At 72.6% G+C, this 25,864-nt stretch carries 27 protein-coding genes; 23 read left to right on the forward strand and 4 right to left on the reverse strand.

Annotated features, from left to right (window positions below; all coding sequences use genetic code 11):
• Positions 1–15 precede the first annotated feature (15 nt).
• On the forward strand, positions 16–507 hold the full coding sequence (locus tag ACQEVC_RS30055) for a DinB family protein (protein ID WP_432884146.1): 492 nt from the start codon (positions 16–18) through the stop codon (positions 505–507).
• 305 nt (positions 508–812) lie between these two features.
• Here ACQEVC_RS30055 and ACQEVC_RS30060 read toward each other — a convergent pair whose 3' ends face one another.
• Together ACQEVC_RS30060 and ACQEVC_RS30065 are read right to left on the reverse strand one after the other, a co-directional pair.
• Positions 813–1,091: a superoxide dismutase gene (locus tag ACQEVC_RS30060; RefSeq protein WP_432884149.1), complete on the reverse strand. Its 279-nt coding sequence runs from the start codon at positions 1,089–1,091 to the stop codon at positions 813–815.
• A gap of 5 nt (positions 1,092–1,096) precedes the next feature.
• Positions 1,097–1,711, reverse strand: a complete 615-nt coding sequence (locus tag ACQEVC_RS30065) for a superoxide dismutase (RefSeq protein ID WP_432884152.1) — start codon at positions 1,709–1,711, stop codon at positions 1,097–1,099.
• A 344-nt stretch (positions 1,712–2,055) separates the two neighbouring features.
• On the opposite strand from ACQEVC_RS30065, the gene ACQEVC_RS30070 reads away from it, so the two are divergent.
• The 9 genes from ACQEVC_RS30070 (at position 2,056) to ACQEVC_RS30110 (ending at position 10,475) form a co-directional block, all read left to right on the forward strand.
• The gene (locus ACQEVC_RS30070; protein WP_432884155.1) at positions 2,056–3,654 is read left to right on the forward strand and encodes an ABC transporter substrate-binding protein; all 1,599 of its coding nucleotides are present in this window, start codon (positions 2,056–2,058) and stop codon (positions 3,652–3,654) included.
• Positions 3,624–4,652, forward strand: a complete 1,029-nt coding sequence (locus tag ACQEVC_RS30075; RefSeq protein WP_432884158.1) for an ABC transporter permease — start codon at positions 3,624–3,626, stop codon at positions 4,650–4,652. The genes ACQEVC_RS30070 and ACQEVC_RS30075 overlap by 31 nt, the downstream gene beginning before the upstream one ends.
• Complete coding sequence (locus ACQEVC_RS30080; RefSeq protein WP_432884161.1) at positions 4,645–5,529, forward strand: ABC transporter permease; 885 nt, start codon at positions 4,645–4,647, stop codon at positions 5,527–5,529. The genes ACQEVC_RS30075 and ACQEVC_RS30080 overlap by 8 nt, the downstream gene beginning before the upstream one ends.
• Positions 5,526–6,674 carry an ABC transporter ATP-binding protein gene (locus tag ACQEVC_RS30085; protein WP_432884164.1) on the forward strand — a complete coding sequence of 383 codons (1,149 nt, stop codon included), beginning with the start codon at positions 5,526–5,528 and terminating at the stop codon, positions 6,672–6,674. The genes ACQEVC_RS30080 and ACQEVC_RS30085 overlap by 4 nt, the downstream gene beginning before the upstream one ends.
• A complete protein-coding gene (locus tag ACQEVC_RS30090; RefSeq protein WP_432884168.1) occupies positions 6,671–7,486 on the forward strand; it encodes an ABC transporter ATP-binding protein in 816 nt (271 codons plus the stop codon). Before ACQEVC_RS30085 ends, ACQEVC_RS30090 begins: the two co-directional genes overlap by 4 nt.
• A 9-nt stretch (positions 7,487–7,495) precedes the next feature.
• Positions 7,496–8,311 (forward strand): helix-turn-helix domain-containing protein, encoded by an 816-nt coding sequence (locus ACQEVC_RS30095; protein WP_432884171.1) that lies wholly within the window; start codon positions 7,496–7,498, stop codon positions 8,309–8,311.
• Between the two features lie 11 nt (positions 8,312–8,322).
• Positions 8,323–9,042, forward strand: a complete 720-nt coding sequence (locus ACQEVC_RS30100) for an SDR family oxidoreductase (protein WP_432884173.1) — start codon at positions 8,323–8,325, stop codon at positions 9,040–9,042.
• A gap of 648 nt (positions 9,043–9,690) precedes the next feature.
• Positions 9,691–10,299, forward strand: a complete 609-nt coding sequence (locus ACQEVC_RS30105; RefSeq protein WP_432884175.1) for a DUF5753 domain-containing protein — start codon at positions 9,691–9,693, stop codon at positions 10,297–10,299.
• The gene (locus tag ACQEVC_RS30110; RefSeq protein WP_432884178.1) at positions 10,287–10,475 is read left to right on the forward strand and encodes a DUF397 domain-containing protein; all 189 of its coding nucleotides are present in this window, start codon (positions 10,287–10,289) and stop codon (positions 10,473–10,475) included. The genes ACQEVC_RS30105 and ACQEVC_RS30110 overlap by 13 nt, the downstream gene beginning before the upstream one ends.
• A 51-nt stretch (positions 10,476–10,526) precedes the next feature.
• Here ACQEVC_RS30110 and ACQEVC_RS30115 read toward each other — a convergent pair whose 3' ends face one another.
• A complete protein-coding gene (locus ACQEVC_RS30115) occupies positions 10,527–10,880 on the reverse strand; it encodes a hypothetical protein (RefSeq protein WP_432884181.1) in 354 nt (117 codons plus the stop codon).
• A gap of 245 nt (positions 10,881–11,125) precedes the next feature.
• On the opposite strand from ACQEVC_RS30115, the gene ACQEVC_RS30120 reads away from it, so the two are divergent.
• Positions 11,126–11,896 carry a low temperature requirement protein A gene (locus ACQEVC_RS30120; protein ID WP_432891764.1) on the forward strand — a complete coding sequence of 257 codons (771 nt, stop codon included), beginning with the start codon at positions 11,126–11,128 and terminating at the stop codon, positions 11,894–11,896.
• A 199-nt stretch (positions 11,897–12,095) separates the two neighbouring features.
• Positions 12,096–13,268, forward strand: coding sequence for a PQQ-binding-like beta-propeller repeat protein (locus ACQEVC_RS30125; protein ID WP_432884183.1), 1,173 nt, complete (start codon positions 12,096–12,098; stop codon positions 13,266–13,268).
• Positions 13,269–13,477: 209 nt separating this feature from the next.
• On the opposite strand, the gene ACQEVC_RS30130 is transcribed toward ACQEVC_RS30125, so the two are convergent.
• Positions 13,478–14,860 (reverse strand): aminotransferase class I/II-fold pyridoxal phosphate-dependent enzyme, encoded by a 1,383-nt coding sequence (locus ACQEVC_RS30130; RefSeq protein WP_432884185.1) that lies wholly within the window; start codon positions 14,858–14,860, stop codon positions 13,478–13,480.
• Between the two features lie 174 nt (positions 14,861–15,034).
• Between ACQEVC_RS30130 and ACQEVC_RS30135 the strand changes: the two genes are divergently transcribed.
• The 11 genes from ACQEVC_RS30135 to ACQEVC_RS30185 all read left to right on the forward strand — a co-directional run bounded on the left by ACQEVC_RS30135 (position 15,035) and on the right by ACQEVC_RS30185 (position 25,859).
• A complete protein-coding gene (locus ACQEVC_RS30135; protein ID WP_346261232.1) occupies positions 15,035–15,874 on the forward strand; it encodes a nitrilase-related carbon-nitrogen hydrolase in 840 nt (279 codons plus the stop codon).
• 14 nt (positions 15,875–15,888) lie between these two features.
• On the forward strand, positions 15,889–17,292 hold the full coding sequence (hydA, locus tag ACQEVC_RS30140) for a dihydropyrimidinase (RefSeq protein ID WP_432884187.1): 1,404 nt from the start codon (positions 15,889–15,891) through the stop codon (positions 17,290–17,292).
• Between the two features lie 9 nt (positions 17,293–17,301).
• Positions 17,302–18,783 (forward strand): CoA-acylating methylmalonate-semialdehyde dehydrogenase, encoded by a 1,482-nt coding sequence (locus ACQEVC_RS30145; protein WP_432884190.1) that lies wholly within the window; start codon positions 17,302–17,304, stop codon positions 18,781–18,783.
• A gap of 7 nt (positions 18,784–18,790) precedes the next feature.
• Positions 18,791–19,852, forward strand: coding sequence for a TIGR03842 family LLM class F420-dependent oxidoreductase (locus ACQEVC_RS30150; protein ID WP_432884192.1), 1,062 nt, complete (start codon positions 18,791–18,793; stop codon positions 19,850–19,852).
• 7 nt (positions 19,853–19,859) lie between these two features.
• On the forward strand, positions 19,860–20,741 hold the full coding sequence (locus tag ACQEVC_RS30155) for an ABC transporter permease (RefSeq protein WP_432884194.1): 882 nt from the start codon (positions 19,860–19,862) through the stop codon (positions 20,739–20,741).
• Between the two features lie 5 nt (positions 20,742–20,746).
• Complete coding sequence (locus ACQEVC_RS30160) at positions 20,747–21,724, forward strand: ABC transporter ATP-binding protein (protein WP_432891766.1); 978 nt, start codon at positions 20,747–20,749, stop codon at positions 21,722–21,724.
• Positions 21,721–22,608, forward strand: a complete 888-nt coding sequence (locus ACQEVC_RS30165) for an ABC transporter permease (protein ID WP_432884197.1) — start codon at positions 21,721–21,723, stop codon at positions 22,606–22,608. The genes ACQEVC_RS30160 and ACQEVC_RS30165 overlap by 4 nt, the downstream gene beginning before the upstream one ends.
• Positions 22,609–22,695: 87 nt before the next feature.
• On the forward strand, positions 22,696–23,868 hold the full coding sequence (locus tag ACQEVC_RS30170) for an ABC transporter substrate-binding protein (RefSeq protein ID WP_432884199.1): 1,173 nt from the start codon (positions 22,696–22,698) through the stop codon (positions 23,866–23,868).
• A gap of 155 nt (positions 23,869–24,023) precedes the next feature.
• Complete coding sequence (locus tag ACQEVC_RS30175; protein WP_432884201.1) at positions 24,024–24,503, forward strand: cysteine dioxygenase; 480 nt, start codon at positions 24,024–24,026, stop codon at positions 24,501–24,503.
• 97 nt (positions 24,504–24,600) lie between these two features.
• On the forward strand, positions 24,601–25,098 hold the full coding sequence (locus tag ACQEVC_RS30180) for a rhodanese-like domain-containing protein (RefSeq protein ID WP_432891769.1): 498 nt from the start codon (positions 24,601–24,603) through the stop codon (positions 25,096–25,098).
• A gap of 56 nt (positions 25,099–25,154) precedes the next feature.
• On the forward strand, positions 25,155–25,859 hold the full coding sequence (locus tag ACQEVC_RS30185) for a winged helix-turn-helix domain-containing protein (RefSeq protein ID WP_432884204.1): 705 nt from the start codon (positions 25,155–25,157) through the stop codon (positions 25,857–25,859).
• Positions 25,860–25,864 lie beyond the last annotated feature (5 nt).

A 25,864-nucleotide genomic window follows, 5' to 3' on the forward strand; every position in this document is an offset into this window, starting at 1 on the left:
GTACCGTTGGCGGTCGTGGAGCATTGCGACGAGTGCGGGTTCGACTATGCCTCGGTGCCGGCCGAGGCACTGCCCGACCGGCTGCGCGGGTTCGGGCCGAGGTATTCCGCCGGGCTGCGCGCGGCACGGGATCCGCGACGGCGGCCGGCGGAGCGGGTCTGGTCGCCGCTGGAGTACGCCTGCCACGTGCGGGACGTCTTCCGGGTACAGCGCCAGCGGCTCGCCCTGGCGCTGGCCGTCGACGAACCGGAGTTCACGCCGATGGGACGCGACGAGCGGGCGGTCGCGGACGCGTACAACCAGCAGGACCCGGCCGTGGTGCTCGGTGAACTTGCCACGGCCGCCGGAGAACTGGCGACGGCGTTCGGCAGGCTCGGCCCGCCGGAGCTGGCCAGGACCGGCGGCTATCCGTGGCCGAAGCGGCAGGTCCGGACGCTGTTGTGGTTGGGCCGGCACACCGTGCACGAGGGGGAGCACCACCTACTCGACATCAGCCGCGGCTCGTAGCCGCCGGCCAGGGTTCGTCGCCAACTCCGTGTCGACTCCGAGCGTCCGTTACGTTGCTCACGGCGAGTACGTCGCTAACGGCGATCCGGCCGCCGAATCGGGTCAGCGGCGACCGTTGAGCGAGTCGAGGAAGCGCTCCTCGAACGCTGCGCCGAGGGCGGGTCCATCCACATGTTGAACTCCTGCGAGTTGTCGAACCCGGGCAGCGCCGAGCCGTACAGGTTGCCGGGTGCCGTACGCGTGCCGGGATCCGCCCGGCGGGACGGACCGCGGTCCGTCCCGCCGGGCGGGGAGGTGTGCCGGCGCTACCGTCGCTCGCCACCGCCGGGTGGTCGGCCGGCGGCGGTGGCCAGGTGCAGGGAAAGTTCCCGGATCAGCTCGTCCATCGACTGTCCACTCTGGGCACGCAGCAGCCCGAGGGCGAGGTCGGCCAGGAGATAGAAGCCGAGAGTTCTGGCCTGTTCGGTGGGGAAGGCGGCCAGCAGGGCCTCGGCGCCGTCGAGGTCGCCGCGGTGTCGGGCGGCGACGACACCGGCGGCCCGTTGCACGGCTTCGGCGGCGGTGGGGACCGGGGTGGGGTCCACCGGGATCAGATCTTGGGTCGGCTGGCTCGGGCGGCGTCGAACCGGGCGGTGACGTCGGTCCAGTTGACCAGATCCCAGAGCCGGTCGACGTAGTCCGGGCGGACGTTGCGGTATTGCAGGTAGTAGGCGTGTTCCCAGGCGTCGAAGACGAGGATCGGGGTGGAGCCCTGGCCGACGTTGCCGTGGTGGTCGTAGACCTGCTCGACGATCAGCCGGCGGCTCAGCGGTTCCCAGGCCAGCACGCCCCAGCCGGAGCCCTGCACGCTCTTGGTGGCGGCGGAGAGCTGCTTGCCGAAGGCGTCGAACGATCCGAAGTGTTCGTCGATGGCGGCGGCGAGGTCGCCGTCGGGGCGGTCGCCGCCGTCGGGGGAGAGGTTGTTCCAGAAGATCGTGTGGAGTACGTGGCCGGAGAGGTTGAACGCGAAGGTCTTCTCCAACCCGACCAGGGTCTCGTAGTCGCCCTTCTCCCGCGCCTCGGCGAGTCGGTCGAGGGCGTCGTTGCTGCCCTTGACGTACGCGGCGTGGTGCTTGCTGTGGTGCAGCTCCAGGATCTCGCCGGACATGGCGGGTTCGAGCGCGCCGTAGTCGTAGGGCATGTCAGGAAGCGTGTAGACAGCCATCCGGATCGGTCCTCTCCAGTCTCGCCAGCATTTTGCTACTGCCACAGTATGGCAATAGTGTCGGAGGCGTTCGGGTCACCCGCCGATGCCGGGCCAACCGGACCGGCAGTCGACCGGCCGGTTACGCGAACAAGATCACAGGCTTAAAGCCACCTCTGCGTTGTTGCCAAAGTTTTGCAACTCTGCCACCGTGATCAGCCAAGGGTGTTGCTGACCTGGCACTGCCCGAGCCAGCCGGCTCCGTCAGGTCGTCGGCGCCCGGTCCCAGGCCGTCCGGCGCCGGTGTCGACCACCGCGCCCGGTCGGCGGGGTGCCTCCATGTCCGACCTCCGTGGGAGACCTCCGTGATCCGGATCCGTCCGACCGTCCGACGACTGGTGGCGGTGGCCGCCGCCGGTGGCGTGCTCGCCCTCGCGTCCTGCTCGTCATCGACGACGCCCGGGGCGCCTGCCGCCGGTGACACCTTCGTGGTCGCCACCGCCGGTGAGCCGGACACGTTGAACCCGGTGCTCAACTACGGTGTCGACGGGGCGTCGCTGATCTTCGACGGGCTGGTCGCCCGGGACGCGCAGAACCGGCTGGTGCCGGGCCTGGCGGCGGAACTGCCGACGGTCTCGGCGGACGGCCGGACGGTGACGGCCAAGCTGCGCGACGGGGTGGTGTTCCACGACGGTGCGGCGCTCACCGCCGCCGACGTGGCCTTCACCTACCGGACCGTGCTGGACCCGAAGGTCGACTCGACGCTCCGGTCCGACCTGGAGATGCTGGAGTCGGTCGAGGCGCCGGACCCGGCCACGGTGGTGTTCCGGCTCCGGCACGCGTACGCGCCGTTCCTGCAACGACTCACCCTCGGCGTCGTGCCGGCCAGGGCGCTGAGCGGGCAGGACGTCAACAAGGCCGAGTTCAACCGGAAGCCGGTCGGCACCGGCCCGTACCAGGTGGAGTCCTGGACCCCCGGCGACCGGCTGGTGCTCACCGCCAACGACCGGTACTTCGGCGGCCGGCCGACGAACCGGCGGCTGGTGGTGGCGTTCGTCGCCGACGACAACATCCGGGCCCAGCGGATGCGGGCCGGTGAGTTCGACGTCGCCGAACTGGCCCCGAAGCTCGCCGCCGGTTTCGACGGCAGCGCCGGCTACCGGGTCGAGCGGGTGCCGACGGCCGACTACCGGGGCGTGATGCTGCCGATGGGCAACCCGGTCACCGCCGACCCGGCGATCCGCCGCGCCCTCAACCTCGCCGTCGACCGGGCCGCGATGGTGGCCGGGGTACTCGGCGGCGCCGGTGAACCGGCCTACGGCCCCGTCCCGCCCACCTCGGAATATGCCGAACCGGCCGTTACCGGCAAGCCGACCGCCGATCCGGGCGCCGCCACCGCGCTGCTCGACGCGGCCGGCTGGACGCCCGGCGCGGGCGACATCCGGGCCCGGGACGGCCGCCCGGCCCGGTTCACCCTGATGTACCCGGCCAGCGACAGCCTGCGCAAGGAACTGGCGCTGGCGGTGACCGCCGACGCCAAGAAGGTCGGTATCGAGATCACCCCCGAGGGGCTGACCTGGGACGCGATCGACCCGCGGCTCAACTCGGACGCCCTGATCATGGGCTACGGCACGCCGTACGACCCGGACTTCGTCTCCTACAAGCTGTTCGGGTCCCGGTTCGCCGGGCAGGGCTACTTCAACCCGGGACATTACAAGTCCAGTGTGGTGGACCAGGCGTTGCAGCAGGGCCGGGACCAGTCCGACCCGGCCCGGCGCAAGGCGGCGTACTCGACGTTCCAGAAGCAGCTCGCCGCGGACGTTCCGTGGGTGTACCTCAGCTATCTCAAGCACACCTACGTGCTGCGGGACACGATCGACGGCGTGACGCCCCGGGTCGAGGCGCATGAGCACGACGTGGCGAACAGCCTCTGGTGGAACATCAACACCTGGACCCGGCGGTGACCCGGCCACCGACCCGGCGCCGGCTCGCCGGGGCGGGTGCCGTGGTCCGGCGCCGGCTGCTCGTCGCCGTACCGGTGCTCGTCGCCACCAGCATCGGCATGTTCGCGCTCGGCGCGGCCTCCCCGGTCGACCCCGCCAAGCAGTACGCCGGGGCGGCGGCGTTCACCACCACCGAGGAGAACCTGGCGCAGCTCCGGGCCAACTGGGGCGTCGACGACCCGCTGCCGGTGCAGTACCTGCGCTGGGTCGGCAACCTGCTCCGCGGCGACCTGGGGTGGTCGACGAGTCGACACGAGGCGGTCGGCTCGGTCATCGCGGCCCGGGCCGGCTGGACGCTGCTGCTGGTCGGTGCCGCGCTCGGCGTCGTACTCGTGGCGAGCCTGCTGCTCGGTTCGCTGGCCGCGTACCGGCGCGGTGGGCTCTTCGACCGCGGCCTGCGGGCGGCCGCGTACGCCGTCGGGTCGATGCCGGTGTTCTGGCTCGGCCTGGCCGCGATCGCCCTCTTCGCCCTCGCCCTGGGCTGGTTGCCGGCCGGCGGCCTGACCGACGTGACCGCGACCGGAACCTCGTGGACCGACGTCGCCCACCACCTCGTGCTGCCGATCGGAGTCCTCGCGGTCTCCCAGGCCCCGTGGTTCGTGCTCTTCGTCCGGGACGCGGTCGCCGAGAGCCTCCGCGACGACCATGTGCTCGCCGCCCGGGCCCGGGGACTGCCCGGCCGGACGGTGCTGTTCGGGCACGCGCTGCGCACCGCGTTGCTGCCGTTCCTCACCCTGGTCGGCACGCACCTGCCGGAACTCGTCGGCGGTGCGGTACTGGTCGAGACCGTCTTCTCGCTGCCCGGACTCGGCGCGGTCACCGTGCAGGCCGCGCTGGGCAGCGACTTCCCGCTGCTGGCCGCGATCACCCTGCTGACCACCACCGTGGTGCTGGCCGCGAACCTCGCCGCCGACCTCGGCTACGCCGCCGCCGATCCCCGGGTACGCCTCGATGGCTGAGCTGACCCGTACCCGTGTCGGGCTCGCCGGTCGGCGGCCCCGGCTCCGGCTGCGTCCGGGCCAGACCGGTGCGGCCGTGGCCGGCACGGTGCTGGTGCTGGCGATCGCCGCCTGCCTGCTCGCACCCCTGCTCTGGCCGCTCGACCAGAGCGCCGTCGCCCTGGACCGGACCCGGTTGGCCCCGTCCTGGACCCATCCGGCCGGCACCGACGACCTCGGCCGCGACGTCGCGCACCGTGCCCTCTACGGGCTGCGGGTCTCGCTGCTGGTCGGCGCGGTCGCCGCGCTGGTCGCCACCGTGATCGGCGGGATCGTCGGTGGGATCGCCGGCACCGTCGGTGGCCGCGTCGACCGGGTACTGATGCGGATCGTGGACACCGTCGCGGCCCTGCCACACCTGCTGCTCGGCATCTTCATCGTCGCGATGCTCCGGCCCAGCCTCGGCGCGGTGATCGCCTCGATCGGGCTCACCCACTGGCTCTCCACCGCCCGGATCGTCCGGTCCGAGCTGCTGAGCCTGCGTACCCGGCCGTTCGTGGACGCGGCGATCACCGGGGGTGCGAGCCGGGGCCGGGTGCTGACCCGACACCTGCTGCCGCACGTGCTGCCCCGGCTGGCCCTGGCCATCACGCTGATGATTCCGCACGCCGTCTGGCACGAGACCGCGCTCTCCTTTCTCGGGCTCGGCCTGCCGCCGCACCTCGCCTCGCTCGGCAACATGATCAACGACGGACAGGGGTCGCTGCTGGCCGGTGCCTGGTGGGCCAGCCTCGCCCCCGGGGCGGTCATCGTCGTGGTCACCCTGGCCATCGCCGTACTCGCCGCCCGTTGGCGGGACCGGCTCGATCCCCGCGTCCGAGCGGAGTTGCAGCTATGAAGACCGGTCGGAGCATCACCGCCGCGCAGACCAGGCCGCCCGCCGACACCACACGGTCCGCCGATGCCGCGCAGTCTCCGGACGCGCGGGGGTCCGACGGTACGGGGCGGTCCGATGGTGCGGGGCGGTTCGACGGTGCGGGGCGGTCCGACGGTGCGGGGCGGTCCGACGGTGCGGGGCCGGTGCTCGACGTCGAGGGGCTCACCGTCCGGTTCCGGCTCCGGGACGCGACCGTGCACGCCGTCACCGACCTCACCCTCCGGGTCCACCCCGGCGAACTGCTGGCCGTCGTCGGCGAGTCCGGCTGCGGCAAGTCCGTGCTGGCCCACGCTCTGCTCGGTCTGCTGCCCCGGAACGCCACCGTCACCGGCCAGGCTCGGCTGCACCAGCCCGGCGGCGGCCCGAGCGGCCCGATCGACCTGGTCGGCTGCGGCGAACGGGTACTCGCCGGACGGGTCCGGGGCCGGCTGGCCGGTCTGGTGCCGCAGAGCCCGGCCACCGCGCTCAACCCGGTGCGTACCGGCCGGCGGCTGATCGAGGAGACGCTCCGGGCCCACCGGCACACCCGGGCCGAAGCCGTCGGCGCGGCCGAACGCGTCGCCGCCGAGGTCGGCCTCGACGTCGCCGACCTGGACCGCTATCCGCACGAACTCTCCGGCGGCATGGCGCAACGCCTGGTCACCGCGCTGGCCCTCGCCCCGGACCCGACCCTGCTGATCGCCGACGAACCCACCAGCGGGCTGGACCGGCCCCTGGTCGACCACACCCTCGACCTGCTGCGCCGCAGGTGCGACAGCGGACAATCCGTCGTGCTGATCACCCACGACCTGGCCGCCGCCGAGCGGGTTGCCGACACCGTCGCGGTGATGTACGCCAGCCGGATCGTCGAACACCTGCCCGCCGGGCGGTTCTTCGCGGCCCCCGCCCACCCGTACGGTGCCGCCCTGCTCGACGCGCTGCCGGGTCGCGCCTTCCGGGCCGTACCCGGGCATCCGCCGATGCTCACCGCCCTGCCGGACGGCTGCGCCTTCGCCGCCCGCTGCCCGTACGCCACCGACGCCTGCCAGCGGCAACCCGGGTTGACGGCGTACGACGCCGGGGCGGTCGCCTGCCACCACCCGCTCTCCGCCGGAGTTCCGTCGTGACCACCGCACCCGTACCCGTACCCGCGCAACTCGCCGCGCACGAGGTCACTGCGAGCTACGGGCGGCAGGTGGTGCTCGACCGGGTCGGCCTGTGGATCGACCGAGGTGAGACGGTCGGGCTGCGCGGGCCGTCCGGCGGTGGCAAGTCCACCCTGGTCCGGGTACTCGCCCTGCTGCACCGGCCGGATCACGGACGGGTGACGGTCGACGGCACGCCGGTCACCGGCACCCGGTATGCCGTGCCGGTCGCCGTGCGTACCCGGATCGCCGTGCTCTTCCAGAGCCCCCGCGCCGCCGCCGACCCACGGCTGAGCCTGACCGACCTGATCGCCGAACCGCTCCGGGCCACCCGGCATCCCGAGGACGAGATCCGCCGGCGGGTCGCCGAACTCGCCGACCTCGTCGGACTCACCCCCGACCTGCTCGGCCGGCGCCCGCACGCGGTCAGCGACGGGCAGCTCCAGCGCGCCTGCCTCGCCCGCGCCCTCACCCACCGCCCCGACTACCTGCTCTGCGACGAGGCCACCGCCATGCTCGACGCCTCCACCCAGGCGCACGTCGCCGCCGTGATCACCGACTACCAGCGGACGCACCGGGCCGGGGTCCTGCTCGTCACGCACGACCCGGCGCTGATGAGCCGCTGGGCGGATCGGGTCGTCGACCTTCCGACGGCGGCGGGAACCGGCGGGGCGGGGAGGTCAGCGGGCGGGGCGGGCAGGTCAACGGCCGGCGCGGAGACGCCAGCGGGCGGGGCGGGGACGTCGAGCGGCGTCGACCGGCCCGTAGCAGGTGGTGTGCCCGGCCGGCCATGATGGTGGCTGATGGCCCGGCTGACGCAGATCCATTCGATACCGGCGCAACCACAGGCCGTGGCGTGCGAGACGATCGTCCGGCTCCCGCACCCCCGGCTGCGGCACCATGTGCTGGGCTATGCGGGATTCCGGGCCGGAGCGCGGGGCCGGATCCCACACCGGCTGCTGCCGTTGAGCTACGTCATCCTGCTGGTCGACTTCGCGGACCCGTACGCCCTGGTCACCGGGGCGCGCCGCACGGCGACGGTGGCCGGGCAGACCGACTGGGCGTACGGGGTGAGCGTCGGGATGACGCCGGCCGGGGTGTCGGCGCTGCTCGGCGTACCGATGCCGGAGCTGGCCGAGGCCACGGTACCGCTGTCGGAGCTGGTCGGCCGGCGCGCCGCCGGGTTGGCCGAGCGGCTGGGCGCGGCACCGGACTGGCCGAGCCGGTTCGCACTCCTCGACCAGGTGCTCACCGGCTGGCTGGCCGGTGCACCGTCCGGGCCGGCGGGCGGGCTGGTCACCGCAGCCTGGTGGCGGCTCGCGCACAGCCCCGAGCGGCTCCGGATCGGCGCGCTGGCCGACCGGCTCGGAGTCAGCCGCCGTTATCTCGAACTCGGCTTCCGCCGCCAGATCGGCCTGTCACCGGCGGCCGTGGCCCGGACCGCCCGGTTCCAACACGCGATCGGGCTCCTCGTCGAGGGTGCGGACCTGGCGGGGACGGCGGCCGACACCGGGTACGCCGACCAGCCGCACTTCACCCGCGAGGTGCGTGCCCTCTCCGGCCTCACCCCGACCGAGCTGTGCGCATTTCTTCAAGACCACGCACCTGGCTCCGGATAGCGTCCGGACCCATGACATTGGCTGGCAGGACGGCACTGGTCACCGGCGGTTCCCGGGGCATCGGCCGGGCGATCGTGCGACGGCTCGCCGAGGCCGGTGCCCGGGTGGTCTTCACCTACCGCAGCGACAAGGCGGCGGCCGACGACCTCGTCTCCCGGTACGGCGACGTGGTTGCCGTCCGCGCCGACCAGGCCGACCCGACCAGCCTCGGGCCGATGTTCGCGCCGGTCCGGGACGGCCTGGACATCCTGGTCAACAACGCCGCGATCGTCTCGTCGACGCCGATCGCCGAGATCACCGCCGAGGAGTTCGACCGGGTGATGACGGTCAACGCGAGGTTTCCGCTGCTGGCGATGCGCGAGGCGGCCACGGTGCTGCGGGACGGCGGCCGGATCGTCAACATCTCCACCCTGAACACCGTGCTGGCGGCGCCCGGACTCGCCCTCTACTGCGCCAGCAAGGCGGCGCTCGAACAGTTCACGGCGGTGGCCGCCCGGGAACTCGGCCCCCGGGGCATCACCGTCAACACCGTCTCGCCCGGAGCCACCGACACCGACATGCTCCGGGCGTCGAACCCGGCCGAAGCGCTGACCCGGACCGCGACGCTCACCGCGCTGGGCCGGCTCGGGCAACCGGAGGACATCGCCGCCGTCGTCGCGTACCTCGCCGGACCGGACGCGCAGTGGATTACCGGGCAGAACATCCGCGCGACCGGCGGCCTGCTGGTCTGAGACCGGCTTCGGCGCGGGTGTGCCAGGTCAGACCCGGTCGAGGGTGTGCCAGGTCAGACCCGGTCGAGGGGGGTGCGGCTCGGGCGGCAGCTCGACGGTGATCTCGTCGCCGGGGCGGATCTCGCCGCCCTCGCGTACCACGCCCATGATCCCGGCGAGCCGGACCAGGTTGCCGGTCTCGTCGCGGTGGACGACCCGCTTGAGCAGCCCAGGCTGGAAAATAGTGCCCCTCGTCCCGGGACACCGCCGTCACCACCGCGGCAACCGTGAGCGAAAGCAGCGGATGTGTGGGCAGAGGATGGGCAACCCGGAGCATTTTTGGCGGTGACAGTCCGCAGTGGACACGACTACGCTCTGATCCGGCATTCGGCTGATCGCGGAGAGTGATCGACTGAGGCCGTGGAGGCGGTCGATGGCACGAGTCCATTACGAGCAGGGGAGTAGCGGCAGATGACCATGTCACCGTCCGAGTTCCTGATCCGCGAGTTGCGCCGCCGCAGAGTCGCGGCCGGACTCAGCCAGGAGGCGCTGGGGAGCTGATGCACTTCTCCGGCTCACACGTCAGCTCGGTCGAGACCGGCCAACGCCCACCCGACCCCCAAGTTCCTCAAGGTCGCCGATGAGGTACTGAACACCGGCGGCCTGCTGATGAGCATCTACGAGGACCTCGTCAAGGCCGACGAGTCACCGGTATGGGCCAAGGAGTGGTTGTTCTACGAGGAGCAGGCCGAGGCGCTACGGACGTTCGAGAACACCACGATCCCCGGTTTGCTCCAGACCGAGGCGTATGCCCGGGCGATTTTCGAAAGCGGTGGCCTGCTGACACCTGGCGAGGTGGAGCGCCGGGTGAAAGCTCGGCTGCAACGACAGTCGGTGTTGCGGGGGGAGAACCCGCCGCAGTTCACTGTCGTGCTGGACGCTGGGGTACTGCGGCGGGCGGTCGGCGGCCCTGAGGTGATGCGGGAGCAGTTGCTGCACCTGGTCGAGATCGCCAAGGAGTTGCCACACGTCCGGATGCAGGTCGTGCCGGAATTGGTTGGTGCGTACCCTGGGCTCGGCGGTGCCTTCATCATCGCCACCCTGCCTGACAACGAGGACGTCGCCTATCTGGACCACCAGGCGCCGGGTCAGGTGGTGGTCGGCGGTCCGGTTCTGGCCTGGATCCTGAAGGCGTGGGAGGCCATTCGGTCCGAGGCGCTGCCGCACCAGCAGCCGATCGAGCTGATTTCGGAGGCGGCGGAGACATGGGCGACCTGAGCGGTGCGTGCTGGCGGACGAGTAGTCGAAGTGGCCAGACCGGCAACTGTGTCGAGGTGGCGGACAATCTGGCTGGCGTGGTTGCGGTACGGGACAGCAAGGACCGGTCGGGGCCGGTGTTGCGTTTCGCGCCGGCCGCCTGGCGGGCGTTCGTCGGGCTCCCACCGCTCCGGTGACGGGTGTTCCGATCTGGAGGGCTTCCGGGCCGGAGTCGAGAGCACAGCGTGTCACCTCGGTGTCGGGGCGGCCGGAACCCCGGGCGGGCAGTCGATCGTCTCCGGAGTGATCTCGCGCGGCCCACTGCTCGCCCGGCGGACCTCGAAGCGTACGCAGACGTTGTAGTCCTTCTCGTCTCCGCCCATCCACAGACTCGACGCCGATTGCACCAACAGGACCTCTAGCGTGGCCAACCGGCCCACCCCGCGCTCGTCGGGGTTGTGCACCACGGACGTGAGCCGCTCCCCCTGGGTCAGGAAGACCAGGTGATCGAGCACCGCCTGGTTACTCGCCCAGCCGCCCAGGTTGTGCGAGTCGGTCGCCCACGGCTCGGTCTCGTGGGCAGCCTGCTCGGCCTCCGCCATCACATCGTCCCGAGCACGGTCGGGGCCCGGAGAGCCACATCCTGCGGATGACAGCACGAGAAGACAGGCCAGCAGGCCGGCGGGGCCGGCCGTCCCTGTCGTCCCCCGGTGAACCCGGCCGACCGCCGGCCGAGGAGCGCGGACGCGTCGCGCCATGACATCAGACAACATGACACCAGGCAATCAGCGATCCCTATGCCGCGTATCCGTCCCGGTACTCAGTTCGCTCGGGTCGGGGCCGACGGCTGCGGGTGCTCGCGATCCCGATCGTCCTCGCCTGGATCCCGCTCGTCCTCGGCGCGCTGTACGGCGGGACCGCGCAGACCCTGCTCTGGGCGGCGTCGTTGCTGGTCGACATCGGTGGTCAACGGCTCACGCTCGCCGCCGTCGGGGGCTGGCAGCTACGGAACCCCGGTCACTTCAGCGAGCGGCACAACCTGGCGTTGATCATCGCACTCGGCGAGTCGCTGATCTCCGTCGGTACCGGGGCCGGGACGGCGGTCACCCACCCGCCGGTGCTGGCAGCCGCCCTGCTGGCCCTGCTCGCGACGGTCTGCCTGTGGCGGTTGTACTTCGAGAACGTCGGGCCGGCCGCGGCCCGTGTCCTGGCCGGCGCGCCACCGCCGCAGCGCGACCGGATCGCCGCCGACGGGTACGGCCTGACCTACCTGCTGATGATCGCGGGAATCATCTACCTGGCGCTCGGGATCGAACAGGTCGTCGCGCACCTGGCGGAGGACCGGTCCGGCCGGTTCGCCGGTGAACCGTTGGACTGGCCGTCGCTGATCGCCCTATACGGTGGTGCGGCCCTCTACCTTGCCGGCCGACCCCTGTTCCTCCGGGTCGCCGTCCGGTCGGCACCCCGGGCACAACTCGGCGCGGTCGGCGCGGCCCTGCTCCTGTTGCCGGCAGGAAGGCACCTGCCCGCCCTGGCCGCGTTGGGCCTGATCGTGGCATTGCTGTTGGTGGTTGCCGGTTACGAACGCGCGATCTGGCGGGCGGAGCCGGAGTCGTGACCGGCGGCGCGTTACTCGTCCTCGTACGGCGGGCGGCCGACCATCTCCCGGTAGATCTCGGGCCGCCGGCGGTGCTTTGCCGGCGTTCGTCCGTTTGATTGAAGTACGTCATTTCGGGGGTTACGATGACCGGGTAAGTGGTGGCTTACCCGGACTCCGCTTCGTCGTAGCCGACGTGCGCTGGGGATGGGTGGGAAACGTGAACGTCACCGGGATCGACCGTCGCCCGACGGTCCTGCGGGCTCCGCCCGGGCCGACTCGACGCCGCACCTCCGCCGGCACCCTCGCCGGGGCCATGGCCGGAGCGGCGCTCGCGCTCCTGCTCGGCTACCTCTCCGGGGTACACCTCGGCCTGCCGGGCCGGCCGACCGGACCCACCGGACCGCAGCTCCGGTGGACCTTCACCGCCGCCGACGAGACCCATGCCGGCCCGGTCGTCGCGGCCGGCACGGTCTATCTCGGCAGCGCCGACGGCACCCTCTACGCGCTCGACGCCGCGACCGGCGCCGTTCGCTGGACGCACCCGGTTCCCGAACCGGACACCACGCTGACGATCGCCGACGGCGTCCTCTACCTCGCCGGTTCCGAGCTGCTGTACGCGCTCGACGTCGACACCCACCGGATCCGCTGGAGCTACCGGGTCGGCGGCAGTCTCCGCTCGACGCTGAGCGCGGCCGACGGGCTCGTCTACGTCACCGACCAGCACGGCGGTCTCGGTCCGAACCTCTACGCGCTGGACCAGGCCACCGGCCAGCTCCGCTGGAGCCGCAACCTGGGCCGCTCGGAAGGTACCGGTCCGACGGTGGCACACGGCGTCGTCTACGTCGGCGGCGATCGCACGCTGTACGCGCTCGACGCGGGTACCGGTCTCCTCCGGTGGAGCTATTCCGGGCTGCCGGGCCCGGTGGATGCCGCCCCGGTGGTCTCGGAGCGGGCCGTGCACATCACGGCCGCCGCCAGCTACCTGGGCGCCTTCGACCTGTCGGACGGCCGGAAACTGTGGAGCCACGAGTCCGATCTCGTGGCCGCACCGGTCGTCCGGGGCGACACCGTCTACGTGCCGTTCGGCACCGGCTGCTGTTTCGACCGCTGGCGTACCAACGCCTACCGGGCGTCGACCGGCGAGCTGCTCTGGTCGGCGGCGTTCCACGCGTCCGAGCTGGTCACGGCCGGTCCGATCCTCTACTCCAGCGCTGCCGGCGACGGCACGGTGTATGCGTTCGATCCGGCGACCGGCCAGGTGGGCTGGCGCTTCGCGGCCGGGGACCGGAACTCGGGACCGCCCGCCGCGACCGGCGACACGGTCTACGTGGCCGACGGCGAGCACACCCTCTTCGCGGTCCGGGCCCCGCCGCCGCCACCGTGGCGGTGAGCCACCGCACCACCGCCGCACCACCGCACAACAGCACCGCCGCCACCGCCCGCCGCACAGCCGCACAGCCGCACCGCCGTGCCGCCGTGCCGCCGTGCCGCCACACAACAGCACCGCCGCCACCGCCGCCACCGCCCGCCGCACCGCCGTGCCGCCGCACCGCCGTGCCGCCACGTCCGTTGCGGCCGAACGGTCGCCCCGGTCGCGGTTCAGCGGATGCTGCGGCGCAGGGTGCGCAGGCGCCGGCCGCTGGCCCGGCTCGGTCCGCCGGCCGCGTCGGCGAGCAGGTCGGCCAGGTCGTCGAAGCCGTCCCGGACCAGCCCGACGGTGAGCCGGACGTGGTCGGTGCCGAGCGGATCGATCTCGAACGGGGTGCCGGGGGCGACCGCGATCCCGTGCGCGGCGAGCGAGAGCATCGCCTGCTGCTGGTCGCGTACCGGAATCCACATGTTGATCCCGTCCGGGGCCGGAGCGTCGACACCCCGGTCGGCCAGCGCGGCGGTGAGCAGGTCGCGGCGGCGGGCGTACTCGCGGCGGGCGCCGGCCAGCGACCGTACCGTCGCCGGATCGGTGAGCAGGTCGAGCAGCACGGCCTGCAGCACCCGGCTGGACCAGCCGGGGCCGAGCAGGCGCCGGTCGGCGACCGAGGCGACCAGCGCGGCCGGCCCGCCGACGGCGGCGAGCCGCAGGTCGGGGCCGTGGCTCTTGGAGAAGCTGCGGATGTGCACCACCTGGTCGGGCAGCCACTCGCCGAGCGAGACCGGCGGGGCGGAGGCGATGTCGCCCGCGTGGTCGTCCTCGACCACCACGACGGCGCCGCCCAGCGGGTGCCCGGCGAGCACGCTGGCCAGCTCGACGGCGCGCTCCGGCGTCATCGAGATGCCGGTCGGGTTGTGCGCCCGGGGCTGGAGCAGCAGCGCCACCGGGGCCCGGTCGAGTCCGGCGGCGAGCGAGGCCGGCGCGATGCCGGACCCGTCCAGCGAGACCGGCACCGGCACCGCACCGACGGTGTCGAGCAGGTCGAGCAGGGGTGGAAAGGCCGGGTTCTCCACGAGTACCCGGTCGCCGAGCCGGACGGCCACCCCGACCACCCGGTCCAGCGCGTCCAGCGCACCGTCGACCACGGTGAGCTGCTGCGGTGGAAAGGGCCAGCGGTCCCGGAGTACCACCTCCAGGCGGGGCAGCACCGGCTCCTCCAGGTACGACGTGGTGAGCCGGGTGTCGCCGATCCGGCGCAGCGCGGGTGCCAGGTCCGGCAGCAGGTCGTGATCGGGTACGCCGGTGGAGAAGTCGTGCGGCAGCGTCGCCGGCCTGGCGGTGAGCCGGGCGTACCGGAGGCTCTGCCGGAGCCGGTTGGGTGGCAGCACGAAGGTGCCGGAGCGACCCCGGGTCTGGATCGCGCCGGCACTGGCCAGCGAGCGCCACGCCTCGCTGACCGTGGTCGGGCTGATCCCCAGTTCCCGGGCGACGGAGCGGACCGTCGGCAACCGGGTGCCGGCCGGCAGCTCGCCGGTACGGACCAGCCGGCTCACCGCCGCGGCGACGCCCCGGGCCGTACGGTCGTCGATCGCACTGGCGATGAGCTGCAGCATGTTACTTCTCCGAAAAAATCAGTAACAAATTGGCCATTGTCCGCCCCGACTTGTGTCACTAAAGTCCTACGCCATCCGGTCGGAAAATCAAAGGTCACACAAGGTCATCGCAAGGTCAGCAGGCTCTCCACCGACGAGCACCACCAGCGGGCACGGTGCCGAGGAGGTTCGACCATGGCAGAGATCATCCGCGCGGCCCTGGTGCAGACGAACTGGACCGGCGACAAGGAATCGATGATCAAGGCGCACGAGGAGTACGCCCGGCAGGCCGCCGCACAGGGCGCCAAGGTCATCTGTTTCCAGGAGCTGTTCTACGGCCCGTACTTCTGCCAGGTGCAGGACCAGGGCTACTACGCGTACGCCGAGTCGATCCCGGGCCCGACCACGGAGCGGTTCGCCGCGCTCGCCGCCGAACTCGGCATGGTGATGGTGCTGCCGATGTACGAGCAGGAGCAGCCCGGCGTGCTCTACAACACCGCCGCGGTGGTCGACGCCGACGGCAGATATCTCGGCAAATACCGGAAGACGCACATCCCGCAGGTGAAGGGATTCTGGGAGAAGTTCTACTTCCGCCCCGGCAACCTCGGATATCCGATCTTCGACACCGCCGTCGGCCGGATCGGCGTCTACATCTGCTACGACCGGCACTTCCCGGAGGGCTGGCGGGCGCTCGGCCTGGCCGGTGCCACCGTGGTGTTCAACCCGTCGGCGACCAGCCGGGGCCTGTCGGCGTACCTGTGGAAGTTGGAGCAGCCGGCCTCGGCGGTGGCGAACGAGTACTTCGTCGGCGCGATCAACCGGGTCGGGGTGGAGGACCTCGGCGACAACGACTTCTACGGCACGTCGTACTTCGTGGACCCGGAGGGGCAGTTCGTCGGGGAGGTCGGCGACGACCACGCCCCGGAGCTGATCGTCCGGGACCTCGACCTGGGCCTGCTCGCCGAGGTACGCGACCGGTGGGCCTTCTACCGGGACCGCCGCCCGGACGCGTACGGCGGCCTCGTCCAGCCCTGAACAGGAGGCACGCCATGACACTGCTGGTCAGTGGGGGCACCGTCGTCGGGGCGACCGGCACGCACGCCGCCGACGTCCTGGTCGACGGCGAGACCATCGTCGCGCTCTTCGCACCCGGGCGGGCGCCGGGCGGCGACCACCAGGTCGTCGACGCCACCGGGAAGTACGTCATCCCCGGCGGGATCGACGCGCACACCCACATGGAGCTGCCGTTCGGCGGCACCAACGCCTCCGACACCTTCGACACCGGCACCCGGGCGGCGGCGTACGGCGGCACCACCACCATCGTCGACTTCGCGGTGCAGCGCACCGGCGAGGTGGTGCAGGACGGGCTGGCCGCCTGGCACGCCAAGGCCGACGGCAACTGCCACGTCGACTACGCGTTCCACATGATCCTCGGTGGGGTCGACGACGACGCGCTCAAGGCGATGGACATGCTCGTCGCCGACGAGGGGATCAGCAGCTTCAAGCTCTTCATGGCGTACCCGGGGGTGTTCTACTCCGACGACGGCCAGATCCTCCGGGCGATGCAGCGGGCCCGGGAGAACGGCGCCATGATCATGATGCACGCCGAGAACGGCATCGCGATCGACGTACTCGTGCAGCAGGCGCTGGCCCGGGGCGAGACCGACCCGATCCACCACGGGCTGACCCGGCCGGAGGCGCTGGAGGCCGAGGCGACGCACCGGGCGATCCGGCTCGCCGAGGTGGCCCGGGACTGCCCGCTCTACATCGTGCACCTGAGCGCCAGCCAGGCCCTGGCCCAGGTCGCGGCGGCCCGGCACGCCGGCCGGAACGTCTTCGCCGAGACCTGCCCGCAATACCTCTACCTGACCCTGGAGGACCAGCTCGGCGCACCCGGCTTCGAGGGCGCCAAGTGGGTCTGCTCGACCCCGCTGCGCAGCAAGCACGAGTCGCACCACCGCGACCTGTGGCAGGGGCTGCGCAGCAACGACCTGGCGGTGGTCTCCACCGACCACTGCCCGTTCTGCTTCAAGGACCAGAAAGAGCTGGGGCTCGGCGACTTCTCCAAGATCCCGAACGGGATCGGCGGGGTGGAACACCGGGTGGACCTGCTCTATCAGGGCGTGGTGGACGGCAAGCTGACCCTGGAGCGCTGGGTGGAGACGATCGCCACCACCCCGGCCCGGATGTTCGGGCTCTATCCCCGCAAGGGGGTGCTCGCCCCGGGCTCCGACGCCGACATCGTCGTCTACGACCCGGCCGGCCGGACCAGCATCGGCGTCGGCACCCACCACATGAACATGGACCACTCGGCGTACGAGGGCTACGAGATCGCCGGCCGGGTCGACACCGTGATCAGCCGGGGCAGCGTACTGGTCGCCGACGGGGCGTACCACGGGCGGCGCGGGCACGGGCGCTACCTGCGGCGCGGACTGTCGACCTATCTGAACTGAGGTGGCGTGATGCGGGAGATTCCACACTGGATCGACGGGGCCGAGGTCGCCGGCACCGGGGACCGGCGGCTGCCGGTCTACGACCCGGCGACCGGAGAACGGCAGGCCGTGCTGGTCGCCGCCACCGACGCCGAGGTACGTACCGCGGTCCGCTCCGCCGCCGCCGCGCAACCGGCCTGGCGGGCGGCGTCGCTGTCCCGGCGGGCCGAGGTGATGTTCCGGTTCCGCGACCTGGTGGACGCCAACCGGAAGGAGATCGCCACCCTGCTCTCCGCCGAGCACGGCAAGACGGTGGCCGACGCGGCCGGCGAGCTGGCCCGGGGCCTGGAGAACGTCGAGTTCGCGGCCGGCGCGCCGCACCTGCTCAAGGGCGGCTACAGCGAGCAGGCCGCGACCGGGGTGGATGTCTATTCGATCCGGCAGCCGCTCGGGGTGGTCGCCGGGATCACCCCGTTCAACTTCCCGGCCATGGTGCCGATGTGGATGTTCTGCACCGCGCTGGTCGCCGGCAACACCTTCGTGCTCAAGCCGAGCGAGAAGGACCCGAGCGTCTCGCTGCTCCTGGCCGACCTGCTGCGCCGGGCCGGGCTGCCGGACGGGGCGTTCAACGTCGTCCAGGGCGACCGGTCGGCGGTCGAGGCGCTGATCGCCGACCCGGACGTGGCCGCGCTCTCCTTCGTCGGCTCCACCCCGGTCGCCCGGTCGATCTACACCGCCGGCACCGCCGCCGGCAAGCGGGTACAGGCGCTCGGCGGGGCCAAGAACCACATGGTGGTGCTGCCGGACGCCGACATCGGGGCCGCCGCCGACGCCGCCGTCTCGGCCGGGTTCGGTTCGGCGGGGGAGCGCTGCATGGCGGTCTCGGTGGTGGTCGCGGTCGGCGCGGTCGCCGACCCGCTGGTCGAGGCGATCTCGGAGCGGATGGCGCGGATCCGGGTCGGCCCGGCCAGCGACCCGGACGCCGAGATGGGGCCGCTGATCACCGGCGAGCACCGGGACCGGGTGCGGGCGTACCTGGACCGGCCCGGCGGCCGGGTGGTGGTGGACGGCCGGGCGCTGCCGGCCGCCGACGGGCCCGGCTTCTTCCTCGGCCCGTCCCTGGTGGACCACGTCGCGGCCGACTCCGACTACTACCTCGACGAGATCTTCGGGCCGGTGCTGTCGGTGGTCCGGGTGGACAGCTACGCCGAGGCCGTCGCCCTGGTCAATTCCAACGAGTACGGCAACGGCACCGCGCTCTTCACCCGGGACGGCGGCGCGGCCCGGCGGTTCCAGTACGACGTGGTCTGCGGCATGGTCGGGATCAACGTGCCGATCCCGGTGCCGGTCGCCTACTACAGCTTCGGCGGCTGGAAGTCGTCGCTCTTCGGCGACCTGCACATGTACGGCCCCGAGGGGCTGGCCTTCTACACCAGGACCAAGGTGGTCACCTCGCGCTGGCCCGACCCGGCGACCAGCGAGGTCGACCTCGGCTTCCCGAGGGTGCGGTGAGCGGTTGATGGACATCGGGGTGGTCTTCCAGTGCGACCCGCCGGCCCGCGAGGTGGTGGCGCTGGCGAAGCAGGCCGAGGCGGCCGGCTTCAGCCACGTCTGGACGTTCGACTCGCACCTGCTCTGGCAGGAGCCGTTCGTGATCTACTCGCAGATCCTCGCCGAGACCGAGCGGGTGATGGTCGGACCGATGGTCACCAACCCCGGCACCCGGGACTGGACCGTCACCGCCTCGCTCTTCGCCACCCTCAACGAGATGTACGGCAACCGTACGGTCTGCGGGATCGGCCGGGGCGACTCGGCACTGCGCACCCTCGGCTATCCGCCGACCACCATCGGGGAGCTGCGGGACTGCGTGACGGTGATCCGGGAGCTGGCGCACGGCCGGACCGCCGACTACCGGGGGCGGCAGGTGCGGTTCCCGTGGGTCTCCGGCGGGGCGCTGGAGATGTGGATCGCCGCGTACGGGCCCCGGGCGCTGGGGCTGGCCGGCGAGGTGGGTGACGGCTACATCCTGCAACTCGCCGACCCGGACATCGCGGCCTGGATGATCGGCACGGTCCGGCGGGCCGCCGAACGGGCCGGCCGGGACCCGGCGGCGATCACGTTCTGCGTCGCCGCACCCGCCTACGTCGGTGACGACCTGGCACACCAGCGCGACCAGTGCCGGTGGTTCGGCGGGATGGTCGGCAACCACGTCGCCGACATCGTCGCCCGGTACGGCGCCGACGGCTCGGGCGCGGTACCGAGAGCGCTGACCGACTACATCGCCGGGCGGCGCGGCTACGACTACGCCGAGCACGGCCGGGCCGGCAACACGCACACCGACTTCGTACCGGACGAGATCGTCGACCGGTTCTGCCTGCTCGGGCCGGTCTCGGCACACCTGGAGAAGCTGGCCGCGCTGCGGGAACTCGGCGTCGACCAGTTCGCCGTCTATCTCCAGCACGACGACAAGGAACACACCCTGGCCGCGTACGGCGAGTCGGTGATCCCGGTGCTGGGCGGGGTGCCGTCCCTGGCACCGGCACCCCGGACCGGTCCCGACGTGCCGGCGACGGCGGGCTGAGCGCGGCATGCCGGTGAGTGGCGGTTGGCGGGGGCGGGGCCGGGTGGTCGCCGGCACGCTCGGTGCGACGCTGCTCGGCGTACTGCTGTGGGAGGGCTACAAGGCGGTCGGCGATCCGGACGGCACGACGTTGTTCGGGGTACGGCTGCTGCCCCGGGCCGACGACGGAGCCATGCCGCACGTCGCCGAGATCCTCGGCCGGTTCGCCGATCCCGAACTGGCCGGTGGCGAGCCGGTCGGCCTGGTGGTGCTGCGGGCCGCCGCGTTCACCCTGCGCGCCGTGGCGGTCGGCTTCGTCGCGGCGGTGCTGGTCGGTGCCGTACTGGCGGTGCTGATGCAGCGGTTCCGGGTCGCCGAGCGGGGACTGCTGCCGTACGTGATCCTCTCCCAGACCGTGCCCCTGATCGCGCTGGCCCCGGTGATCGCCGGCTGGGGCGGGCAGTTCAGCATCGGCTCCCGCCCGTGGCAGCCGTGGATGTCGGTGGCGACCATCGCGGCGTACCTGGCGTTCTTCCCGATCGCGGTCGGGCTGCTGCGCGGACTCCAGTCCCCGGCCCCGATCGCCGAGGAGCTGATGCGCAGCTACGCGGCCGGCTGGTGGCGCACGCTGGTCAAACTGCGGCTGCCGGCGGCCCGACCCTACCTCTTTCCGGCGCTGCGGCTGGCCGGCGCGGCGGCGGTGGTCGGCGCGGTGGTCGGGGAGATCTCCACCGGTACCCGGGGCGGCATCGGCCGGCTGGTCGTCGAGTACGCCCGGGAGGCGACCACCGACCCGGCCAAGGTCTACACCGCGCTGCTCGGTGCGGCGCTGCTCGGGCTCGTCGTGGCCGGCGCGGTCGGCCTCGCGGAACTGCTGCTGTCCCCCCGACGAAGGGCCTCGACGCGGTGACGGAGATGGAGACCGGTGCGGTGACCGACCGGGCGCCCGAGGCGGTGACCGACCGGGCCGAGACCGAGGCGGTGGTCGACCGGGGATCCGAGGCGGTGATCGATCGGGTGGTCGGGTCGACCGGTGGCCCGAGCCCGGGCGGTCGCGCCGGACGGCCGGTCGAACCCGGTCCGGCCGTCGAGCTGGCCGGGGTGACGAAGGTGTTCAACGCCGGCCGCCCGGACGAGGTGACCGCGCTCGACGGCGTCGACCTGACGGTCGGCCGGGGCGAGTTCGTCACCCTGATCGGGCCCTCCGGCTGCGGCAAGTCCACCCTGCTCCGGCTGGTGGCCGACCTGGTGCCGCCGACCGGCGGCACGGTACGGGTGGCGGACCGGTCGGCCCGGCAGGCCCGGCGGGACCTGGCCTACGGCATCGCGTTCCAGCAGGCCGGGCTGCTGGACTGGCGGACGGTGGCCCGCAACGTGGAGCTGCCGCTGGAGCTGCGCGGCCTGTCCCGGCGGGACCGGCAGGCCAAGGCGCGGGAGATGCTGGACCTGGTCGGGCTGGCCGACTTCGCCGGACACTATCCGGACCAGCTCTCCGGCGGGATGCAGCAGCGGGTGGCGATCGCCCGCGCGCTGGCGGTGGACCCACCGCTGCTGCTGATGGACGAGCCGTTCGGGGCGCTGGACGAGATGACCCGGGAACGGTTGCAGGACGAACTGCTGCGGATCTGCGCCCGCAAGGGCACCAGTACGGTCTTCGTCACCCACTCGATCCCGGAGGCGGTCTACCTGTCGGACCGGGTGGTGGTGATGTCCGCCCGGCCCGGCCGGATCGTCGAGATCGTCGGGGTGGAGCTGGGGGAGCGGACCGAGGCGACCCGGCAGTCCGCGGCGTTCTTCGCCGGCATCACCCGGGTCCGGCAGGCGCTGCGGGGCACGCCAGGGTCGGCCCCGCCAGCGGGGGCGGACCCGGCTGCCGCCGGAGCACCGGCATGACCACCGGCGGAGCCGCGCCGGGGTCGCCGGCCGGGTCGGCCGTCCTGGTCGACCCGACCGTGGCGGTGGATCCGGCCGCACCGGTCGGGGGCCGCCGACGCCGCCGGCCGGCCGGGGCCGTCGGGCTGGTCCGGTCCGCCTGGCCGCCGCTGCTCTTCGGCGTACTCGGGCTGGTGCTCTGGGAGCTGACGGTCACCCTCGGCCGGGTGGCGCCGTTCCTGCTGCCGGCGCCGTCCCGGATCGGCGTGGAGTTCTGGGACAACCGGGCCACCATCTGGCAGGTCGGGCTGGCCAGCGGCGGCAACGCCGGGATCGGGCTGCTCCTCGGCGCGCTGGCCGCGCTCGGCGCCGCGATGCTGGCCAGCCGGTTCGGTTTCCTGGCCGAGGTGTCGCTGCCGGTCGCGGCGGCGCTGAACGCGCTGCCGATCATCGCGCTGGCTCCGATCCTGAACAACATGTTCTCCTCGACCAGCAGCATCCCGCGCCGGCTGGTGGTGGCGATCGTGGTCTTCTTCCCGGTCTTCCTCAACACGCTGCGCGGGCTCGCCGAGGTCAATCCGGTGCACCGGGAGCTGATGGCCAGCTACGCGGCCGGCGGTTGGACCTTCACCCGGCTGGTCCGGCTGCCCGGGGCGCTGCCGTTCGTCTTCACCGGACTGCGCCAGGCCGCCTCGCTCGCGGTTATCGCCGCCGTGGTTGCCGAGTACTTCGGTGGGCGGCAGGACGGGCTCGGCTCCCGGATCACCTCGGCCGCCTCGTACACCGCGTACCCGAGGGCCTGGGCGTTCGTGCTCGGGGCCTGCGTACTCGGTCTCGTCTTCTATCTCGCCGCCCTCGGCCTGGAACGCCTCGCGATGCCCTGGCGCGCGCGGCGGCCGGGCTGAGTCCCGACCCGCCTGGCCCTCGCCCGCCCGGCGCAGCCCGACCCCGGGGCCGACCGGCCCCGAACGGAGTTCACCGCTGGAGGAACGATGCGAACATCGGCACGTCTGCTTCCGGGTTTCGGCGGCCACCTCGGCCGCGGCCTCGTCGCCGGAATACTGAGCGTCGCCCTGCTGACCGGCTGCGGCACGGCGGACACCGCCGGCACCCCGAGCGCCGGGGCGGGCGGGACCACCAAGGTCCGCCTGCAGTTGCAGTGGTTCGTCCAGGCCCAGTTCGCCGGCTTCATCGCCGCCGCCGACCAGGGCTTCTACGCCGAGCAGGGCCTGGACGTGCAGATCCTGGAGGGCGGCGTCGACATCGTGCCGCAGACCGTGCTGGCACAGGGGCAGGCCGACTTCGCGGTGGCCTGGGTGCCGAAGGCGCTCGCCTCTCGGGAGCAGGGCGCCGGGATCACCCAGATCGCGCAGATCTTCCAGCGGTCCGGGACCTACCAGGTCAGCTTCGCCGACAAGAAGATCACCTCGCCGGCCGACCTGCGGGGGAGGAAGGTGGGCAACTGGGGGTTCGGCAACGAGTTCGAACTCTTCGCCGCGATGACCAGGGCCGGGCTCGACCCGGGCCGGGACGTCACGCTGGTGCAGCAGCAGTTCGACATGCAGGCGCTGCTGCGCGGCGACATCGACGCCGCCCAGGCGATGAGCTACAACGAGTACGCCCAACTGCTGGAGGCGAAGGACCCGAAGACCGGCCAGCTCTACCGGCCGGAGGCGTTCACCGTGCTCGACTGGAACACCGTCGGCACGGCGATGCTCCAGGACGCGGTCTGGGCCAGCAGCGAGCGGCTGTCGACCGACAAGGCGTACCAGGAGACCGCGACGAAGTTCCTGGCCGGCACCCTGAAGGGGTGGATCTACTGCCGGGACAACGTCGCACACTGCCGTGACCTGGTGGTGAAGCGGGGGTCCAAACTGGGCGCCAGTCACCAACTGTGGCAGGCGAACGAGGTCAACAAGCTGGTCTGGCCGTCGCCGGGCGGCATCGGAGTGGTCGACGAGGCGGCCTGGAACGCCACCGTCGACCTGGCGTTGACCACCCGCAATCAGGACGGCAAGACGGTGCTGACCAAGCGGCCGGAGCCGACCGCGTACACCAACGACCACGTCCGGGCGGCGCTGGACCAGGTCCGGGCGGCCGGCCTCGACGTGACCGGCACCGGGTACAAGCCGGTCACGGTCACCCTGAACGAGGGCGGCGCCTGAGCGGACACCTCGGCCCTCGGGTGGCTTCTCCGGTCGGTGGTTCACCGGGAGGGGCCCTCCGAGTGCCGGCCGGGGCTTGTGGCAAAACCTACTAAGCAGATAGGTTTTATGGGCTACTCTCACCGGTAGTCGAACGCCTGCCCCGAGGACCGAAAATGATCTCCATTTCTTCGAACCCGTTGACCGGGCCGGACCCGCTGGCCGTCGCCCGCCGGTACGCGGCGGACGCGGCCGGCCCGGCCGGCTGGCCGGTGCCGCTGCGCTTCGATCCGGTCGAGCGCTGGTACCACCGCCTGGCCAGCGCCACCGACCACGAGGTGTGGCTGCTCACCTGGCTGCCCGGCCAGCACACGGACCTGCACGATCACGGCGGATCCGCCGGCGCCTTCCTGGTCGCCGCCGGAACGCTGGTCGAGGAGACCGTGGCGCGCGGCCGGCTCCACCCCCGCCGGCTCGGCACCGGCACCGGTCGCCGGTTCGGTGCCCGGCACGTGCACCGGGTGGCCAACAACGGCGACCAGCCCGCGGTGAGCGTGCACGTCTACCGCCCGGCGCTGCGCCGGATGACCCGCTACCGGATCGACGGCGGGCGGCTACGGGTCGCGGACGTCGCCGAGGCGGGGGTCGCCTGGTGACCAGGTGTGGCATCCGGTGCGGGGACCGCCTGGTGAGCAGGTGCGGCGCCCGGTGCGGGTTCGAGGCCCGACACGACGGAAGGACAGCGCGGTGAACCTGACCAACCTCCGAGAGCCGGTCGACGGCTGTCGCCGAGCGCAGGCCCCGGCCGGTTCGCGGAGCATCGACGAGATCCTCGCCGCCGCCCGGGTGCGGCTGCGTCGCCTGGAACCGGAGGCGGGGCATCTCGCCGCCCGCGCCGGTGCGGTGCTGGTGGACATCCGCCCGGCCGCCCAGCGGGCCGCCACCGGATCGGTCCCCGGCGCGCTGGTGGTGGAGCGGAACGTCCTCGAGTGGCGGTTCGACCCGCGCAGCTCCGCCCGGCTCCCGCTCGCCGACCGGTACGACCTGCCGGTCATCGTCTTCTGCCAGGAGGGCTACGCGTCGTCACTGGCCGCCGCCGCGCTCCAGGACCTCGGCCTGCACCGGGCCACCGACATCGTCGGCGGGTTCGTCGCCTGGCGCGGGCTCGGGCTGCCCGCCTTCGGGCCGACCGACGTCTACGCCCAACCCGATTTCGTCCCGCCGGTCATCCCCCGGCGGGCGCTCACCTGACCCCGCGCGCCACCGCACGCGGGCGGACCGGACCAACGTCCCACGAAGGAGTTCCCATGTCGGTCGTCGCCATCCACCCGCGTACGCCGTCACCGGCCGGACCGCGCCGGGCCACCTCGGCCCGGCGCCGGCCGCCGGCCGCCGAGACCGCACCGGTCATCCGGGTCACCGTCGACCTCCCGCTGGTCGGCGGGCGGGTCACCCCGGAGCTGGCCCTGCTGCTGGGACTGGTCCGGGAACTGCGTGACCAGGGCGCCGACGTGGCGACCGAGACCCGCCTGCCGGGCCATGCCGCCACCGACCCGGGCTCGGTGCTGCCCGACCTGCCGGATCCGCTGCTGGCCGACGGTGCCACCTCGGTGCTGCCCGACCTGCCGGATCCGCTGCTGGCCGACGGTGCCACCTCGGTGCTGCCCGGCGTCGCCGGGTCGGCGACCGGTCCGGGTGGCGCCGGTACGGGGGCGCTGCGGGTGCTCACCGGCCCCCGGGTGGTACTCCAGGGCGGGCGACCCGTCCCGTTCACCCGGCTGGAGTTCGACCTGCTGGTCTTCCTCGCCCGCAACCCCCGCCGGGTGTTCACCCGGTTGCAACTGCTCAGCAACGTCTGGGGGTACGAGCACGCCGTCGCCCGCACCGTCGACGTGCACGTACGCCGGCTGCGGGCCAAGGTGGCCCGGTCGGTGCCGCTGGTCACCACCGTGCACGGGGTCGGCTACCGGCTCGCCGACGACGCCCCGGTACGGATCGACGACGGCGCCTGACCGAC

This window comes from Plantactinospora sp. CA-294935 (assembly GCF_050936445.1).
Lineage (GTDB): Bacteria > Actinomycetota > Actinomycetes > Mycobacteriales > Micromonosporaceae > Plantactinospora.

Bases quoted from the DNA above. Each gene is read 5' to 3' on its own strand.
- ACQEVC_RS30115 (WP_432884181.1), bottom strand. From the start codon at position 10,880: ATGGCGGAGGCCGAGCAGGCTGCCCACGAGACCGAGCCGTGGGCGACC.
- ACQEVC_RS30160 (WP_432891766.1), top strand. From the start codon at position 20,747: ATGGAGACCGGTGCGGTGACCGACCGGGCGCCCGAGGCGGTGACCGAC.
- ACQEVC_RS30155 (WP_432884194.1), top strand. From the start codon at position 19,860: ATGCCGGTGAGTGGCGGTTGGCGGGGGCGGGGCCGGGTGGTCGCCGGC.
- ACQEVC_RS30185 (WP_432884204.1), top strand. From the start codon at position 25,155: ATGTCGGTCGTCGCCATCCACCCGCGTACGCCGTCACCGGCCGGACCG.
- ACQEVC_RS30135 (WP_346261232.1), top strand. From the start codon at position 15,035: ATGGCAGAGATCATCCGCGCGGCCCTGGTGCAGACGAACTGGACCGGC.
- ACQEVC_RS30150 (WP_432884192.1), top strand. From the start codon at position 18,791: ATGGACATCGGGGTGGTCTTCCAGTGCGACCCGCCGGCCCGCGAGGTG.
- ACQEVC_RS30065 (WP_432884152.1), bottom strand. From the start codon at position 1,711: ATGGCTGTCTACACGCTTCCTGACATGCCCTACGACTACGGCGCGCTC.
- ACQEVC_RS30145 (WP_432884190.1), top strand. From the start codon at position 17,302: ATGCGGGAGATTCCACACTGGATCGACGGGGCCGAGGTCGCCGGCACC.
- hydA (WP_432884187.1), top strand. From the start codon at position 15,889: ATGACACTGCTGGTCAGTGGGGGCACCGTCGTCGGGGCGACCGGCACG.
- ACQEVC_RS30165 (WP_432884197.1), top strand. From the start codon at position 21,721: ATGACCACCGGCGGAGCCGCGCCGGGGTCGCCGGCCGGGTCGGCCGTC.
- ACQEVC_RS30100 (WP_432884173.1), top strand. From the start codon at position 8,323: ATGACATTGGCTGGCAGGACGGCACTGGTCACCGGCGGTTCCCGGGGC.
- ACQEVC_RS30170 (WP_432884199.1), top strand. From the start codon at position 22,696: ATGCGAACATCGGCACGTCTGCTTCCGGGTTTCGGCGGCCACCTCGGC.
- ACQEVC_RS30085 (WP_432884164.1), top strand. From the start codon at position 5,526: ATGAAGACCGGTCGGAGCATCACCGCCGCGCAGACCAGGCCGCCCGCC.
- ACQEVC_RS30175 (WP_432884201.1), top strand. From the start codon at position 24,024: ATGATCTCCATTTCTTCGAACCCGTTGACCGGGCCGGACCCGCTGGCC.
- ACQEVC_RS30080 (WP_432884161.1), top strand. From the start codon at position 4,645: ATGGCTGAGCTGACCCGTACCCGTGTCGGGCTCGCCGGTCGGCGGCCC.
- ACQEVC_RS30105 (WP_432884175.1), top strand. From the start codon at position 9,691: ATGAGCATCTACGAGGACCTCGTCAAGGCCGACGAGTCACCGGTATGG.
- ACQEVC_RS30095 (WP_432884171.1), top strand. From the start codon at position 7,496: ATGGCCCGGCTGACGCAGATCCATTCGATACCGGCGCAACCACAGGCC.
- ACQEVC_RS30110 (WP_432884178.1), top strand. From the start codon at position 10,287: ATGGGCGACCTGAGCGGTGCGTGCTGGCGGACGAGTAGTCGAAGTGGC.
- ACQEVC_RS30130 (WP_432884185.1), bottom strand. From the start codon at position 14,860: ATGCTGCAGCTCATCGCCAGTGCGATCGACGACCGTACGGCCCGGGGC.